The organism is Virgisporangium aliadipatigenens (assembly GCF_016863615.1).
Taxonomy (GTDB): Bacteria; Actinomycetota; Actinomycetes; order Mycobacteriales; family Micromonosporaceae; genus Virgisporangium; species Virgisporangium aliadipatigenens.
On the sequence record NZ_BOPF01000003.1, the window covers coordinates 177,972 to 193,969 of the forward strand.

Below are 15,998 nucleotides of genomic sequence, written 5' to 3' on the forward strand. Positions count from 1 at the left end.
GTCAATCCTTCTCGCTGTCGGGGTCAGCAGACGGGGTTTGCAGAGCGCGCTTCGCCACGCGCACCAGTGCGGCACGCGTCGTGTCGGCGTCGCCGGTCTCCTCGATCGCCACGGCGCAGATGCCGCTGAGCACCACGCGCGCGGCGTAGAACTGCAGCGGGTCGTCGGTGCGCCCGGCGATGGCCGAAAGCAGGGCGTTGGTAGCCGCCTGCAGGTGTGCGAACGCGGGTCGTTGGAGGGCCTGCGGCATCTGGTCGTAGATGATCGCGATCTCCTGCCGGTAGGCCATCACCAGATCGACGAAGCCCTCGATCGCGGCCGTCTGCGCGGCGGCGTCGTCCAGCGTCAGCAGCCGTTCGCCGAGGTCGGCCAGCTGCTCGGCGGCGGGCTTCGCCAGCGCCAGGAAGATCGCGTCCTTGCTCTCGAAGTGATAGAGCAGGGTCGCCTTGGAACATCCGACGGCGACGGCGATGTCGTTGAGCGAGGTGCCCTTGTAGCCCGCGACCGCGAACAGTCGCGCGGCCTCGTTCAGGATCTCGTCGCGGGTGCGCGTGCGCGCCATCGTCGTCACCACCTCCGGGCAACAGCATGCCTGACCGATCGGCCAGTTGCTGACCGATCGGTCAGAAGTGTGGCTCACATTACGGAGCGCCCTACCCGGCGGTGGACCTGTCATTCTTTCGCGCCTGCCCGGAGCTGTACCGAGTTCGGGCCGATCGGGACTTAAAACCTCGACCTTGCCTGCGGACCGTATCGGCTTGATTACGGTTCGTTTTCGGCGGCCGGTCTCTCCGCTGACCGGTCCCGTATCGAGGAGGAAAAGGGAACCATGTCTACGGCCACCTACGCGCCTATCAGCAGTCCCATCGGTACCGCCTCACCGCAGTTCTCGCCCTACGGCGTGCAGCCGTTCGGCGCGCAGCCCGGCATCCACGCCGGTCCGCAGCAGCTCATCCAGCAGCAGATCGCGCAGCAGCAGCTTCAGCAGCAGATCCAGCAGGCGCAGATCCAGCAGGCGCTGGCTCAGCAGGCCGCCCAGCAGCAGCTCGCGCCCTACGGCGTCGGCGCCGACCTGATCCGCCAGCTCGCCCCGACCGGCGGCGGCATCATCGGGTCCCTGCTCGGCGACCAGCGCCTGGGCACGCAGATCGGCTCCCAGGTCGGCAACATCCTGGGCAGCATCCTGCCGTTCGGCGCCCAGCCGGGCGTGCACCCCACCCAGAACATGCAGACGATGGCCGCCCTGCAGCAGATCCTGCAGCAGCAGCCGCAGATCCACCCGGCCCAGATCCAGCAGATCCAGGCCGTTCAGCAGGCCCAGCAGGCTCAGCAGGCGATCCAGCAGGCGCAGCTGCAGCAGGCCATGCAGCAGCAGCAACCGATGGCTGCGCACCAGCAGTCGCAGGTGGCGCCGTACGGCATCTTCAGCGACATCGTGAACACCGTCGCGCCCATCGCGACCGGCGCGTTCCTCGACCCGCACACCGCCCAGACCGTGAACAGCGTGCTGAGCACCGTGTCGAGCCTCGTGCCGTTCTCGGCGCAGCCGCAGATCCCGCAGATCGCGCAGTCTTCGCAGCTGGCGCCGTACGGCATCTTCGGCGGCGGGATCGGCAACCTCGTCGGCGGGCTCGCCGGCAACGCCATCGGCGGCGTGCTCGGCAACAGCGGCCTGGGCAACCAGATCGGACGCACCGCGGGAAGCATCCTCGGCGCGATCCTGCCGTTCTCGGCCCAGCCGCAGATCCCGTATTCGCAGTACGGGCAGCAGTACTCGCCCTACGGCAGCTACTGACCGGGGCGGGCCGTGACCGTCTTCAGCGGTGAGACACCGCAACTGCTCGGCTACGCACCCTACGGTGCCCCGATGATGTCCCGGACCCCTGTGAACCAGGGAACGGCGGAGCCGACCACCGAGGCGATGCGCCAACAGGCGGCAGCGGTCATCCAGCGCTGCTACCGGTGGACGGAGGCGTCCGTGCCGGTGCTACCGCAGGTCGCGGCCCTGGTGCCGGCGCTGGTCGCCACCATCCAGCAGTACGAGGCGCAGCAGTACGCCGCGTGCCTGCAGCAGGCGCTCGCCGTTGTCGCGGTGATCGCCGAGCTGCGGGCCACCGTCCCGGCACTTCCTGCCCTGTGAACGCACGGATGGAGAACGACATGCCGGAACAGCAGTCCGCGGCCGGATCCCACCAGGGGTCCGGCCGCGGCCGGTACCTCGTGGGCGCCGACGACCCGAACGTCCTGCGCGCCCTCGCCGAGCGCATCGGCGCCGGCGAATTCGCCCCGCCCGGAGAGGCCATCGTGGTGCGCACCATCGGCGCGGCACCGGACGTGCTCGTGGTCGAGGCCGAACCGGCCGTCGCCCAGCGGCTGCGCGCCGAGTATCCCGACCGCCTGACCGTCGAGTCCGACGAACTCCTGCCCGAACCCGGCACCGTGCTGCCGCCGGGCCTGGGCTAAGTGCCCGCCGAAACTGCTGACGCCGAGAAAGCTGAACCCGCCGAGAAATCTGGAGAGCACAATGACCGACCAATCGGCTCCGCGGCCCGTCGCGCCCCGGCGGGAGCGGTACCTGGTGGCGCCCCTCGCCGGACCCGGTGTCGAACTGTCGGCGATGGGCGCGATGCCGTCCGCGCCGCAGTTCGCCGACAGCGTGCTGGCGCAGCTCGCCGCCGACCCGCTGACGAACGTCCACCGCGTGATCACCCCGACCGCCGGGAGCAACGGCACGCAGCTGTCGACGTTCGGCGCCGGGCCGGGTGCGCCCGGCTACCCGCGGGTGGCCGTCGTCGACATGGAACCCGACCGGGCCGCCGCGCTCAACGGCAACCCGCTCGTGCACGTCGAACCGGACCTGCCGCTGCAGTACACCGAACCCGACCCGGGCACCCGGATGAGCTTCGCCGACCCCGGGGTGATCCCGCCCGGCGACGAGACGTCGGTGATGTTCACGGTGCTCGGCAGCGACGGCAAGGCGCTCGAGGGCGCCGAGGTGTACCTGATGAACGAGGCGTTCCCGGTGCGCGGAACGACCGGCACCGACGGCACCGTCGTCATCACCGCACCCGCCGGCGTGCTGCCCGTGCTCGCCGGCGTCTACGTCAAGCCGCGCTACGACTACTGGGCCGTCTGGCTCGGCCGCCCCCAGCTCACGCTCGGTTCCCCGAACCTGGTCACCTGCCCGTCGCTGGCCGAGACCTTCCCGGGGTTCCCGCAGCGGCAGCTGGACGGGTGGGGCCGGCGCGCCATGCGCTTCGACGCGCTGCCGCCGACGTTCCGCGGGCACGGCGTGAAGATCGGGATCATCGACTCCGGCGCCGCGAACGAGCACCCCGACCTCAACGGCCGGATCAGCGGCGGGCGCGACATCCCGGAGAACAACGACAGCGGCTGGAAGGTCGACACCGTCGGCCACGGCACGCACACCACGGGGATCGTGGGCGGTTCGGACAACGGCTACGGCATCGTCGGCGTCGTGCCCGAGGCCGAGATCCACTCGTACAAGATCTTCCCGGGCGGCCGGTTCAGCGACCTCATCGAGGCACTCGACTACTGCATCGCCCAGGGCATGGACGTGGTGAACCTCAGCCTCGGCAGCCCGCAGCCGTCGCACCTGCTCGCCCGCAAGATCGAGCAGGCCCGGCAGGCCGGCATCGCCTGCATCGTGGCGGCCGGCAACTCCGGCGGCCCGGTGTGCTTCCCGGCGAACATGCCGACCGTGCTCGCCGTCGCCGCCATCGGCAAGCTGGGGGAGTACCCGCCGGAGAGCTACCACGCGACGCAGGTGTACGGGATGCCCACGCCCGACGGGTACTTCTCGACGACGTTCACCTGCTTCGGGCCGGGGATCGACGTGTGCGCGCCCGGCGTGGCGATCGTGTCGTCGGTGCCGCCCACCAACTACGCGGCGATGGACGGAACGTCGTTCGCGGCGCCGTACGTCACCGGCCTGGCCGCTCTTCTGCTGGCACACCACCCCGAACTGCGCACCGACGTCACCGGGCGCAACGCGGCCAGGGTCGACCGGCTGTTCGAGATCATCCGGGGCAGTTGCCGGCCGTTGGCGCTCGGCGACCCGGGGCGCAGCGGTGCCGGGCTGCCCGACGCGACCGTCGCGCTGGGGCTGGTCCCGCCGGTGTCGGCCACGCCGCCGGCCCATCCCGGGCTGGCGCAGCTCTGGACGGTGATGGCGCAGGCCGGACTGATCCCGGCCGCGATGCCGACCACGGTCCCGGTGCCCGCGGCGGTGTCGTCGAGCGGCCTGGTGTCATCGAGCGGCCTGGTGTCGTCGGGCGGCATGACGGTGCCGGTCAGCGGCGCCTGGACCGGCGGGTCCGGGGGGAGCACGCCGCCCGCGGGCATCTGGCCCGGCGCGGGCCCCGCGGGCTTCGCCGGCGCCTATGCGGCAGGCCCCGGCCAGGGCTTCCCGGCCGGGGCGTGGTCGGCGATCCAGCCGGGCGTGCTGTCGCCGGGCGGCTTCACCCCGGGTGCCCCGACGCTGGGCGGCTTCACGGGCGGCGGCTTCGCGGGCGGCGGCTTCGCGCCGGGCGGCTTCCAGCCGGCCGGCGGGACCGCGTACCCGGGCTTGACCCAGCCGGGCCTGGCCCCCGGGAGTGTGCCCGGTGCCGGTTTCCCCGGAAGCTCTTCGGACGGGAACGGAACCGGCACCGACCCGACGGCCGGGACCACCGACTCCGCCGCGAACACCGGCCCCGGCGTGACGCTCACCGCGGTCACCGCGGACGCCCTCGACCCGCTGCGGGCGGCGATGCGCGCGGCCGGCCTGCTCCCGCACGGCCCGGTCGAACCGCCGGCGGCCAGCAACTGAGGTGATCTCCGCCGGAGTGGGCAGGACCCGCTCCGGCGGAGCCGCGTTTCAGTAGGAAAGGCCGTGGCCGAACGGGTAGAGCGTCCCCGACCCGTCCGCCTTCGGGATCGTGACCGGCAGCGTGCCGACCGGCCGGATCTCCCCGAACAGCGTCCTGACCAGCGACTCGATCGACCCGGCCGTGTATCCGTAGGTGGCGAGGTAGGTCGGCGCGGCGCCCAGGTATGCGATGTCGTACGGGTTGCGCATGCCCGCGACGACGACCGGCTTCCCGGTGGCGAGCAGCGCCGCGACGAGGGCCCGCTGCTGCGGGTTGGCGGCGGCGTTCTGGGTGGAGACGACGACCAGGTCCCGCTCCGCGCTGCGCGCCACCACCTCGTCGATGCGGGCCTGCGTGGGCGCGGTGCCCGTCTCCTGAACGTCGACGGCGTGCCCGCGCCCGGTGAGCGCCGCCCCGATCGTGGCCGTGGTCGTCACACCCCAGCCGGCGACGAGGACGTTCCTCGGCGTGGTGCCGAGCGGAAGCAGCCCGGCGTCGTTGCGCACCAGCGTGGTGGTGCGGTCGGTGATCGCCTGCGCGTCGGCGAGATGTTCCGGCCTGCCGACGGTCGTCACCGCACGGGCCGGATCGACGAACGGGTCGCGGAACAGGCCGCGCCGCTCCTTCAGCCGCAGGATGCGCCGCACCGACTCGTCCAGCCGCCGCATCGGGATCGCGCCGCTGCGCACCGCGCCGAGCACCGCCTGGTAGGCCGTGTCGAGCTGCGGCGCCAGCACCAGCTGATCCGCCCCCGCCTTGAACGCCTCCACCGGCGCGACGTCCGGCGGATACGTGCCCGTGGCGCCGCCCATGTCCAGCGCGTCCGTGACGATGAGCCCGTCATAGCGCAGTTCGCCGCGCAGCAGGCCGGTCAGCACCGGCTTGGACATGGTGGCCGGCGCGCCGCTCGGGTCCACCGAACGCAGCACCACGTGCGCCGTCATGATCGTGTCCACGCCCGCGCGGATCGCCGACCGGAACGGCGGCAGGTCGATGGCGGCGAGCTGTTCGCGGCTGTGGGTCACCTCCGGCAGGCCGAAGTGGCTGTCCGTGGCGGTGTCGCCGTGCCCCGGGAAGTGCTTGGCCACCGTCGCCGTGCCCCCGGCGTGGTATCCGTCGACCTGCGCCGCCACCATGCGCGACACCAGCGCGGGGTCCTCGCCGAACGACCGCACCCCGATCACCGGGTTGGCCGGGTTGACGTTCACGTCCGCGACCGGCGCGTAGTTCTGGTTGATGCCCACGGACTTCAGCTCGGCGGCGATCACCTCGGCGCTGCGCCGGGCGTCCCGGGTGGACCGGCCCGCCCCGAGCGCCATGTTGCCCGGCATGGCCGTGGCCGGCGCGGTGAGCCGGTACACCACGGCGCCGCCCTCCTGATCGGTGGAGATCAGCAGCGGGATGTGCCGGCGCTGGCGCAGCGCGGCGGCCTGCAGCCCGTTGGAGAGGGTGGCGATCTGGCGCGGTTCGCGAACGTTGTCGGGGCCCCGCCGGGCATCGAAGTAGATCACCCCGCCCGGCTTGTACTTCTCGATCACCTGCGCCGGGGTGTCGACGCCGTACAGCCGCTGGTTGCCGGCGTTCGGCGTGTCGGCGTCCTGCCCGTAGACCTCGACGACGAACAGTTGACCGACCTTCTCCTCCAGGGTCATGCCGGCGAGCGGCGACGACGCGGCGGCCGGCGACGGCGCCAGGATGATCAGCGCTACCAGGGCCTTCCCCCATGCGAACGACATGGGTCGATCAAAGCAGAACCGGTCAGGTTTGGAGAAGCGCCCGCGCCCGCCGCTCACCTAGCGTGAAGATTCACAGGGACCTAGGAGGACATGATGATCAAGACAGTGCTGCACCCGGTGACCGACCTGGCGAAGGCGAAGGCCGTCTACTCTGCGCTGCTCGGCGCCGAACCGACCGCCGACGCGCCCTACTACGTGGGCTTCGACGTCGACGGCCAGCACGTCGGCCTGGTGCCGGGCGGCGGACCGCAGAAGCTGACCACGCCGGTCGCCTACTGGCACGTGCCCGACATCCAGGCCAAACTGTCCGAGGTCACCGCGGCGGGCGCCGTCGTGCGGGACGAGCCGAAGGACGTCGGCGGGGGCCGCCTGGTGGCCACCGTGACCGACGCCGACGGCAACGTCCTGGGCCTGATCCAGGACAGCTGAGTTTCTTCGAACGGGGGAGACGCCGACATGAGCAAGCACGCCGCGGACAGCCACGACCTGATCAGGGTGCACGGCGCGCGCGAGAACAACCTCAAGGACGTCAGCATCGAGCTGCCCAAGCGGCGGCTGACGGTCTTCACCGGGGTCTCCGGTTCGGGCAAGAGCTCACTGGTCTTCAGCACCATCGCGGCCGAGTCGCAGCGGCTGATCAACGAGACGTACAGCGCGTTCCTGCAGGGGTTCATGCCGTCGCTGAACCGGCCCGACGTCGACCTGCTGGACGGGCTCACCACGGCGATCATCGTGGACCAGGAACGGATGGGCGCCGACCCCCGTTCCACCGTCGGCACGGCCACCGACGCCAACGCGATGCTGCGCATCCTGTTCAGCCGGCTCGGGCAGCCGCACATCGGGTCGTCGCAGGCGTTCTCGTTCAACGTCGCGTCGATCAGCGGCGCCGGCGCCGTCACCGTGGAGAAGGCCGGCCGCACCGTCAAGGAACGGCGCGAGTTCAGCATCACCGGCGGCATGTGCCCGCGCTGCGAGGGCCGAGGCGCCGTCAACGACATCGACCTCACGCAGCTGTACGACGAGAACAAGTCGCTGAACGAGAGCGCCATCACGATCCCCGGCTACAGCATGGAGGGCTGGTTCGGGCGGATCTTCCGCGGCTGCGGCTACTTCGACCCGGACAAGCCGATCAAGCGCTACACCAAGCGCGAGCTGAACGACCTGCTGTACCGCGAGCCCACGAAGATCAAGATCGAGGGCATCAACCTCACCTACTCCGGCCTGGTGCCCTCGATCCAGAAGTCGTACCTCTCCAAGGACGTCGACGCGCTGCAGCCGCACATCCGCGCCTTCGTCGAACGCGCCGTCACGTTCACCACCTGTCCCGACTGCGACGGCACGCGGCTGTCCGAGGCGGCCCGTTCCTCGAAGATCAAGGGCATCAGCATCGCCGACGCCTGCCGCATGCAGATCAGCGACCTGGCGCAGTGGGTCGCCGACCTGGACGAGCCGTCCGTCGCGCCGCTGCTCAAGGGGCTGCGGCACACGCTCGACTCGTTCGTGGAGATCGGCCTCGGCTACCTCTCCCTGGAACGCCCCTCCGGCACCCTCTCCGGCGGCGAGGCGCAGCGCACCAAGATGATCCGCCACCTCGGTTCGGCGCTCACCGACGTCACCTACGTCTTCGACGAGCCCACGATCGGCCTGCACCCGCACGACATCCGGCGGATGAACGACCTCCTGCTCCAGCTGCGCGACAAGGGCAACACCGTGCTCGTCGTGGAGCACAAACCGGAAGCGATCGCCATCGCCGACCATGTCGTCGACCTGGGTCCGGGCGCCGGGTCCGCCGGTGGCGAGGTCGTTTTCGAGGGAACGGTGGCCGCACTCCGCAAGAGCGGCACGCTCACCGGTCGCCACCTGGACGACCGGGCCGCGCTCAAGGACTCGGTCCGCAAGCCGTCCGGGTTCCTGCCGGTGAAGGGCGCCGACCGGCACAACCTGCGCGACGTCGACGTCGACATCCCGTTGGGCGTGCTCGTGGTGGTGACCGGCGTGGCCGGTTCGGGGAAGAGTTCGCTCATCCACGGCTCGGTGTCCACCCGGGACGGTGTGGTGGCGGTGGACCAGTCCGCGATCCGCGGCTCCCGGCGCAGCAACCCGGCGACGTACACCGGCATGCTGGAGCCGATCCGCAAGGCGTTCGCCAAGGCCAACGGGGTCAAGCCCGCCCTGTTCAGCGCCAACTCCGAGGGCGCCTGCCCGACGTGCAACGGCGCCGGGGTCATCTACACCGACCTCGGCATGATGGCCGGCGTCGCCACCACCTGCGAACTGTGCGAGGGCAAGCGGTTCGACGCCTCGGTGCTGGAGTACACGTTCGGCGGGAAGGACATCAGCGAGGTGCTGGCGATGTCCGTGACCGAGGCCGAAAAGTTCTTCGGCGCGGGCGAGTCGAAGGTGCCGCAGGCGCACGCCGTGCTGGCCCGGCTGGTCGACGTGGGCCTCGGCTACCTGAGCCTGGGCCAGCCGCTGACCACCCTCTCCGGCGGCGAACGCCAGCGCATCAAGCTCGCCACCCGGATGGGCGAGAAGGGCGGCGTGTACGTGCTCGACGAGCCGACCACCGGCCTGCACCTCGCCGACGTCGAACAGCTCCTCGCGCTGCTCGACCGGCTCGTCGACGCCGGCAAGTCGGTGATCGTGATCGAGCACCACCAGGCGGTCATGGCGCACGCGGACTGGATCATCGACCTGGGGCCGGGCGCGGGCCACGACGGCGGCCGCATCGTCTTCGAGGGCACCCCGGCGGACCTGGTCAAGTCGAGGTCCACCCTGACGGGTGAACACCTGGCCGACTACGTCGCCTGAGGCCTCGCGATCTTGCCGGGGGTCCGGGCGTCGCCGCGCGCGAACCGGCCTGACAGGTGGCAGGATCACGGGGTGCCGGTCTCCCGTCGTAGCGTGCTGGGCCTCGCCCTGGCCTCCGCCGTGTCCGGCTGCGCATGCCCGGAGCCCGTCGGCGAGAGCGCCGCGTCGGCGCCCGAGGTCAAGGCCGCAGCCGCCGCGAGCACCCCGGCCGCCCCGGCGCCGTACGCCCCCGCCGTCACCGAGGCGCTGCGCCGCTTCCTGGTCCCGACACCCGAGAACCCGGGGCATCCGATCTACGCCGGCGCGGTGGCGCTCGCGGTCGTCGACGGCGTCACCACCGTGCACACGGCCGTCGGCGACGCCCTGCGCTACACGGCCGGCCCGGTCGAACTCCCGCCGGCCGGGCGGGTCGCCATGCGCCCCGACTCCGTCTTCGACATCGCGTCGATCACCAAGGTGTTCACCGCGATCCTCGGCCTCCAGCAGGTCGAACGCGGCAGGCTCGACCTCGCCGCACCGGTCGCCTCGTACCTGTCCGACTTCACCGGCACCGACAAGGGCGCCGTCACCGTGCGGATGCTGCTCACCCACACCAGCGGCCTGCCGGTCGGTGCCACCGTGCCGCGCGACGTCGGCCGGGTGCGCCAGCGGCTCGCCGTCCTGCGCACGCCGCTGGTCGGCCGGCCGGGGAGCACGTTCCGGTACTCGAGCGTGGGGCTGATGGTGCTGGCCCACCTCGTGGAGAAGGTCACCGGCGGGCGGCTGGACGAGCTCGTGCGCACCGAGATCTGCGCGCCGCTGGGGCTGCGCGACACCGGGTTCCTGCCGGCGACCTGGATGTCCGAACCGGACCGGGCCGCACGGCTGGTCGCCACAGACGCGCGCACCTCGCGCGGCCTGCTGCGCGGCGAGGTGCACGACGACGTCGCCGCGATCCTCGGCGGCGTGGCCGGGCACGCCGGCATCTTCGCCTCCGCCGCCGACGTCGCCGCGGTGGGCCAGGCACTGCTCGGCGGCGGGGCGCGCAACGGGCAGCGGATCCTGGCCGAGGAGACCGTTCGCCGGATGCTCACCGACGCCACCGCCGGCCTGCCCGTGGTCGACGTCGACCATCCGCAGCGGCCGCCGGATCACGGGCTCGGGGTGACGCTCGGCCAGCCGTGGTTCATGGGGCGGCTGAGCGCGCCGACGACGTTCGGGCACACCGGGTTCACCGGCACGTCGCTGCTGGTCGACCCGCGCCGCAAGCTGGTGCTGGTGCTGCTGACCAACCGGGCGCACCCCAACTGGAGCTGGTCCGTGCCGGACCCCGCCCGGGTCGCCGTGGCCGACATCCTGGCCGATGCGGTGGGCTGAGGTTCACCGGCTGTTGCAGCCGTTGGTGCGTTCCCGCACGGTTCTCGACCCGGTGGACGAGGCGCCCGTCGCGCGCGGCCTCGTGCGGACCCGTTTCGGTGGTCTTCCCGTCGTCGATTCGGGGGAACGTTGGCCGCGCTGCCCCGTCTGTGGGTCCGACCTGAGCTTCGTCGCCCAGGTGGACAACGCCCGCGATGCCTTGCACAGCCGCCTGCCGGTCTCCTTCTTCACGTTCTGGTACTGCTGGCAGTGGCACCCGTGGGACCGGGCCGAACGGCACCAGTGGCTGGTCCGCGCCTACACCCGCCTGTCGGAGCCGCGCCTCCTGGCCTCCTCGACGGCGGAACCCTTCGCCGAGCGCTTCGCCGCGCCACGCCTGGAGAGGTCGCTGCCCGACACCGTCGGCTTCGCCCTGCACCGCCCGGAACTGTGGGACGCGGAGCCCGACTGGGATCTCGTCGACCGGGTCGCGCTCTCCCTGACCGGCGAACGCGCCCCACGACCGCACCTGCGCAACTGGGGCGTGGCGCTCGGCGGCTACCCGCTCTGGGCGAACGGCCCCGACGAGACGCCGCCCTGCCCCGACTGCACCCGCCCGACGGAACTCCTCCTGCAGATCCGTCCGACCGAACTGACCGACGCGACCTGGGGCGACCTCGGCACGCTCTACCTGTTCATGTGCCGCACGCACCCGGGACGGACGGCGCTGCGCATGCAGTGCACCTGACGGGCCGCTACCGCCAGCTCGACTCGTAGGCGACCGGACCCTGGACCGCCGCGGTGCCGCCGAAGTTGCGCTGCACCTGCGCGGTCTCGGTGGCGTTCGGGTTGGGGTTCTGGCAGGAGACCGGTGCGCTGCTGCCGGACATCAGGTCGGCGCAGAGGCCGGTGCGGCGGTCGGGCAGGCCGAGGATGTGCCCGAACTCGTGGGCGGAGATGCGCGGCACGTAGTAGCCCTGGTTGACCGCCTGGCGGCCCATGTACCAGTAGCCGTTGCCGAGCGAACTGCTGTACGTGCGCGGCCAGCCGTTGTCGGCGTAGACCCGGATGTTGGGCGTGCGCCCGGACGGGACGGTCACCAGTTGGACGCTGGTGACGCGGCTGTTCCAGATGCGGGCGCCCTCGTGCACGGCGGAGACGAACTCCTGGGCCTGGCTGGCGTCGTAGTAGAGGATGCGCGCGGCGGCGTGCGCGGCCCCGGGGCTGAACAGCTGCACCCCGGCGAGGATCGCGAACACGATCGCACTGGACGCCAGTCTTCGTAGGAACATCGACAACCTCCTGGTGGGATGGTGTCGAGGAGTGTACATCTATCAATGTCTATGGCCGGCATCGGACCGTCACCCGTTCGGCACCGCGTAACCTGCCGTACGCCGCACCATCGCCGTCAGGCCGTCCGGTGCCCGTACGGTCGGCGCCCGTGAGCGTGCCCGAGGTGAGCGTCGTCATCCCGACCCGGGCCCGGCCCCCGCTGGTCACGCGGGCGGTGCGGTCGGCGTTGGCGCAGACGTTGCCGGACATCGAGGTGATCGTCGTCGTCGACGGGCCGGACCCGGACACCGACACCGCGCTCGCGGCCGTCGACGATCCGCGGCTGCGCGTGGTGCGCCTGCCCGAGTCCGGCGGCGCCCCGCACGCCCGCAACGTCGGCGTGGAACACGCCCGGGCGCCGTTCGTCGCGCTGCTCGACGACGACGACGAGTGGCATCCCGAGAAGCTCGCCGTCCAGTGCGCGCTCGCCGCCGGCTCCGGGGTGCCCGAACCCGTCGTGATCAGCCAACTGGTGATCAACACGCCGCGGGCGGCGTTCGTGCTGCCCCGCGGGCTGCCCCGGCCGGGCCAGCCGCTGAGCGAGTGGTTCGCCGTGCGGCGCGGGCTCTTCCACGGCGACGGCTTCATCCAGACCTCCACGATCATGGCGCCGACGGCGCTGCTGCGGCGGGTGCCGTTCACCGTCGGGCTGCGGCGGCTCCAGGAGCTCGACTGGGCGCTGCGGGCCCTCGCCCAGGACGGCGTCGATCTCGTGATCGCGGCGCGGCCGCTGGTCACCTGGCACGCCGACGAGAACCGCCCGCGGGTGAGCTTCGACGCGCCGTGGATCGAGTCCCTGGAGTGGCTGCGCCGCAGCCGCCCGCTGGTGACGCCGCGGGCCTACGCCGCCCTGGCGATGAGCGTGGTGAGCGCGATGGCTGCCCCGACGCGCAGCCCGAAGGCGTTCCTCACGCTGCTGCGGGAGGCGCGGCGCAACGGGCGGCCGGCGCTGACGGACTACGTGACGTTCCTCCAGGTCTGGCTCGTCCCGGCGGGGTTGCGCCGCAGGGTCCGCGACCTGGCCAGCCGCCCCGCGCGAACGGCGTCACCGGTCTGAGCGTCCGCGCCGCCACGACCGCGCAGCCACACCAGCCCGCAGGCCAGCGCGAGCGGCGCGGCGGTCAGCAGGATCACCGCCTCCTCGCCCACGCCGCCGCGCTCCACGAGCAGCAGCCCGACGACGAGCCCGATCACCATGTTGTTGCCGGCGTGCGCCAGGCTCGGCACCCACACGCTCCCGGAGCGGCGGTACAGCCACGACAGCGCCACCTGCTGCAGCACGAACGACACAGTCCACAGTGGAATCGTCCACAGTGGATGGTCGAAGTGCGTGTACCCGACGAACGGCAACGGCCAGTGCCACACCGCCCAGACGAGTCCGGTGCACCACGCCGCCGCGCCCGGCCGCCCGGGCAGGATGCGCGAGCGCAGGTACGACGTCCAGCCGAACTCCTCACCCCAGTACGCGGGCGCGAGCACCACCGACAGCAGCATGAGCCCGGGCAGCAGCCACGGCGACGTCCGTTCGTAGCTCCAGAACCCGAGCAGCGCCGCCAGGCCGAGCGTCGCGAAGGTCAGCGCGGCGGGAGCGATGAGCGCCAGGACGTACCAGCGCCACAGCGCGCGCACCCGCGGCCGCAGCCCCGCGTCGGCGAACCCCTCCCGGGTCACCCACTTCCTGACCACGATCGCGGCGAGCGCCGGCGTGAACGCCGTCGGCACCTGCACCAGCGGATCCGCCATCGACAACCCGAACCCGAAATACGCCACGAACCACACCGGCCAGGCCCCGCCGAAGGCGAGCACCAGGAACCACACCACACCCCGTCTGCGAACGTCCATGATGGACACTCAACCGGTCCACGGCCGCGGAATCCTCAGTGCGCGCTACCCGTGCGAAGGTATGCCTAGGCATACCCGGCCGCGAAGGCGGTCGCGCTCCGCCAGGAGATGAGGCCCCACTGGTCCACGTGGGGGCGGTACTTGCCGTCGAAAAGGCCGCCCGTCTCCAGCGCGGCCGCCGTCCCCTCCAGCATTTCCACGAGCGTGAAGCCGTAGCGGGTGTAGCCGGACTCCGGGTCGTAGTGGCCCACCCGGCCGCGCCGCTGCGGGGTCATGTCGACCACGAGGGCCCCGCCGGTGTGGTCCGCCGCGATCGGCACGAAGCGCCGCTGCCAATCCGGGCCGGCGACCTCGCAGTACATCTGCCAGTCGGCGTAGACGGTGCGGACGCTGTCCGGGTTCTGGCCGGGCGGGAGGGGGTAGCCGGCGGCCGGGTCCATGCCGTTGTGCCGGCGCAGCGACGCGACCAGGTCGGCGGGGAACTCCACGGACATGTTCCGCTGCAGGTCGGCGATCTGCTGCGCGGTGGCCGGGGCGCCGAGGCCGGCCAGGCTGCGCGGGGCCAGGGCGTCGAGGCGGCGTTCGATGCGCTGCCAGGCCGCGTCGACGCGGGCGGTCGTCGCGGCGTCCGGCACGGTGGGGCGCACCGTCGCCGCCGCCGTCGGGTGGCACGACTGCTCCGCCTCGTACTCGGGTTCGGCGTCGATGGCGGCGGCCGTGCCGGGTGGGGAGACCGGGGCGGCCGTGCTGAGGTCGTTCCCCCGGATGATCCAGAGGGCGAGGAGCGCGACCGTGACGAGCGCGATCACGGTGACGAGCGCCGGACGCCAGGATCTGTCCCGGTAGGCCGACCAGCCCGCAGCCGCCGTCGGGGCCGGTGGCGTCGGGCGGTCGGGGAGCCGGACGGTGCCGCCGGCGGTGATCACGTCGGAGGGGACCTCCAGGAGGTCCGCGGCGGACAGCAGCGGCCGGGCGACCTCGGCGCCGCGCGCGCCGTCGGGGACGACGACGAGCAGCGGGGCCTCGAGCGCCCCGGCGACCGCGACCGCCTCCGTGCCCGCCGCGGCCACGAGCACGAGGTCGTGACCGGAGCGGGCCGCGCGGGCCAGCGCGGCCACCCGACTCGGTTTCGCTTCTTCCGGGGGAACGTCATGACGCGTCGTCGCCCCGGTGACGAGCGCGGCCCGCTCGGCGTGTGCGCCCGGCACGACGACGAGTGCGGTGCGCCCGTGCCGGGTGACGAGCCGCGCCGCCACCTCGTGCCAGCGCACGTCCGGCTCGGCGACGGCGAGCACCACGCATCGATCGGTCATTGCTCTCCCCGTGAGTCCGGCGCACAGCGTACGGGCGCGCGGCGGGGCGGTTCGACGGGTGAACGGCCACGTTCGGCGGATGCGCGTCCGACCCTAGGGGGCCGTGAGCAGGGTGAAGCCGAGGCGGGTCAGCTGCGGGCCGATCGGCAGGTAGTAGCTGACCCCGCCGGCCGTGCAGTTGCCCGAGGTCGCCAGCAGCAGCCCCTGCGCCTGGTCCCCGGCGAGGAACGGCCCGATCCGGTCGCCCGCCTCGTTGCAGACCGAGGCGCGGGTGACCCCGGTGATCCGGAACCCGTCGGCGAAGTTCAGCGTCAGGTTGCGGCCGGTGACGAAGCCGCAGCGGGTGCCGGTGCTCGTGCCGTAGCGGCACACCCGCGCGCCGATCGCGGCCTCGGTCGCGCCGCGCACGGGCAGCAGCGCGGTGCCGGAGCGCACGTACGGCCGCGGCACGAACCCGCTCGTCGTGCGGATGTACGCGATGTTGCCCTCGTAGCGGCTCGCCACCGAGACGATGGTGCCGGTCTGCACGCCGTCGACGGTGTACGTGGCGGCGCCGACCTGGCCGCAGGGCGCCGCGACGAAGCCGCCGGCGACCGCGAGCCCGAACGCGCACCGCACGCCCTGGGTGCTGACGTGGTACGGGTCCCCGCCGTACAGCTCGACGGGTGCGGCGGCGCGTGCCGTGCCCGGAATCGCGAGCAGGAGGAGAATCGCGAGCGGGACGGCCAGACGTCTCATCTACGGAAGTCTATATGGGG

General features: G+C 72.3%; 15 protein-coding genes. 9 read left to right on the plus strand and 6 right to left on the minus strand.

What is annotated here, in order from left to right; all coding sequences use genetic code 11:
• Position 1: 1 nt before the first annotated feature.
• The gene (locus Val02_RS05070) at positions 2–562 is read right to left on the minus strand and encodes a TetR/AcrR family transcriptional regulator (RefSeq protein ID WP_203897704.1); all 561 of its coding nucleotides are present in this window, start codon (positions 560–562) and stop codon (positions 2–4) included.
• A gap of 267 nt (positions 563–829) precedes the next feature.
• Between Val02_RS05070 and Val02_RS05075 the strand changes: the two genes are divergently transcribed.
• The 4 genes from Val02_RS05075 to Val02_RS05090 all read left to right on the plus strand — a co-directional run bounded on the left by Val02_RS05075 (position 830) and on the right by Val02_RS05090 (position 4,831).
• Positions 830–1,795 carry a hypothetical protein gene (locus Val02_RS05075; protein WP_203897705.1) on the plus strand — a complete coding sequence of 322 codons (966 nt, stop codon included), beginning with the start codon at positions 830–832 and terminating at the stop codon, positions 1,793–1,795.
• Between the two features lie 72 nt (positions 1,796–1,867).
• The gene (locus Val02_RS05080; RefSeq protein ID WP_203897706.1) at positions 1,868–2,140 is read left to right on the plus strand and encodes a hypothetical protein; all 273 of its coding nucleotides are present in this window, start codon (positions 1,868–1,870) and stop codon (positions 2,138–2,140) included.
• Between the two features lie 20 nt (positions 2,141–2,160).
• Positions 2,161–2,463, plus strand: a complete 303-nt coding sequence (locus Val02_RS05085; protein ID WP_203897707.1) for a hypothetical protein — start codon at positions 2,161–2,163, stop codon at positions 2,461–2,463.
• A 61-nt stretch (positions 2,464–2,524) separates the two neighbouring features.
• Positions 2,525–4,831 (plus strand): S8 family peptidase, encoded by a 2,307-nt coding sequence (locus Val02_RS05090; RefSeq protein ID WP_203897708.1) that lies wholly within the window; start codon positions 2,525–2,527, stop codon positions 4,829–4,831.
• 48 nt (positions 4,832–4,879) lie between these two features.
• Here the strand turns inward: Val02_RS05090 and Val02_RS05095 are convergent, their stop codons facing one another.
• Positions 4,880–6,607 (minus strand): glycoside hydrolase family 3 protein, encoded by a 1,728-nt coding sequence (locus Val02_RS05095; RefSeq protein ID WP_203897709.1) that lies wholly within the window; start codon positions 6,605–6,607, stop codon positions 4,880–4,882.
• A 90-nt stretch (positions 6,608–6,697) separates the two neighbouring features.
• Between Val02_RS05095 and Val02_RS05100 the strand changes: the two genes are divergently transcribed.
• The 4 genes from Val02_RS05100 (at position 6,698) to Val02_RS05115 (ending at position 11,501) form a co-directional block, all read left to right on the plus strand.
• Complete coding sequence (locus tag Val02_RS05100) at positions 6,698–7,036, plus strand: VOC family protein (RefSeq protein ID WP_239152410.1); 339 nt, start codon at positions 6,698–6,700, stop codon at positions 7,034–7,036.
• A 27-nt stretch (positions 7,037–7,063) separates the two neighbouring features.
• Positions 7,064–9,418, plus strand: coding sequence for an ATP-binding cassette domain-containing protein (locus Val02_RS05105; protein ID WP_203897710.1), 2,355 nt, complete (start codon positions 7,064–7,066; stop codon positions 9,416–9,418).
• Positions 9,419–9,511: 93 nt separating this feature from the next.
• Complete coding sequence (locus tag Val02_RS05110) at positions 9,512–10,774, plus strand: serine hydrolase domain-containing protein (protein ID WP_239152411.1); 1,263 nt, start codon at positions 9,512–9,514, stop codon at positions 10,772–10,774.
• Positions 10,761–11,501 (plus strand): DUF1963 domain-containing protein, encoded by a 741-nt coding sequence (locus Val02_RS05115; protein WP_203897712.1) that lies wholly within the window; start codon positions 10,761–10,763, stop codon positions 11,499–11,501. Before Val02_RS05110 ends, Val02_RS05115 begins: the two co-directional genes overlap by 14 nt.
• Positions 11,502–11,508: 7 nt before the next feature.
• Here the strand turns inward: Val02_RS05115 and Val02_RS05120 are convergent, their stop codons facing one another.
• On the minus strand, positions 11,509–12,045 hold the full coding sequence (locus tag Val02_RS05120) for a snapalysin family zinc-dependent metalloprotease (protein ID WP_203897713.1): 537 nt from the start codon (positions 12,043–12,045) through the stop codon (positions 11,509–11,511).
• A gap of 149 nt (positions 12,046–12,194) precedes the next feature.
• On the opposite strand from Val02_RS05120, the gene Val02_RS05125 reads away from it, so the two are divergent.
• Positions 12,195–13,142 carry a glycosyltransferase family 2 protein gene (locus tag Val02_RS05125; RefSeq protein WP_239152413.1) on the plus strand — a complete coding sequence of 316 codons (948 nt, stop codon included), beginning with the start codon at positions 12,195–12,197 and terminating at the stop codon, positions 13,140–13,142.
• Here Val02_RS05125 and Val02_RS05130 read toward each other — a convergent pair.
• From Val02_RS05130 to Val02_RS05140, 3 genes are all read right to left on the minus strand, one after another.
• The gene (locus Val02_RS05130) at positions 13,043–13,927 is read right to left on the minus strand and encodes a CPBP family intramembrane glutamic endopeptidase (RefSeq protein ID WP_203897714.1); all 885 of its coding nucleotides are present in this window, start codon (positions 13,925–13,927) and stop codon (positions 13,043–13,045) included. The genes Val02_RS05125 and Val02_RS05130 overlap by 100 nt on opposite strands.
• Before the next feature lie 65 nt (positions 13,928–13,992).
• Positions 13,993–15,240, minus strand: a complete 1,248-nt coding sequence (locus Val02_RS05135; protein ID WP_203897715.1) for an SMI1/KNR4 family protein — start codon at positions 15,238–15,240, stop codon at positions 13,993–13,995.
• A 93-nt stretch (positions 15,241–15,333) separates the two neighbouring features.
• Positions 15,334–15,978 (minus strand): S1 family peptidase, encoded by a 645-nt coding sequence (locus Val02_RS05140; RefSeq protein ID WP_203897716.1) that lies wholly within the window; start codon positions 15,976–15,978, stop codon positions 15,334–15,336.
• Between the last annotated feature and the right edge of the window lie 20 nt (positions 15,979–15,998).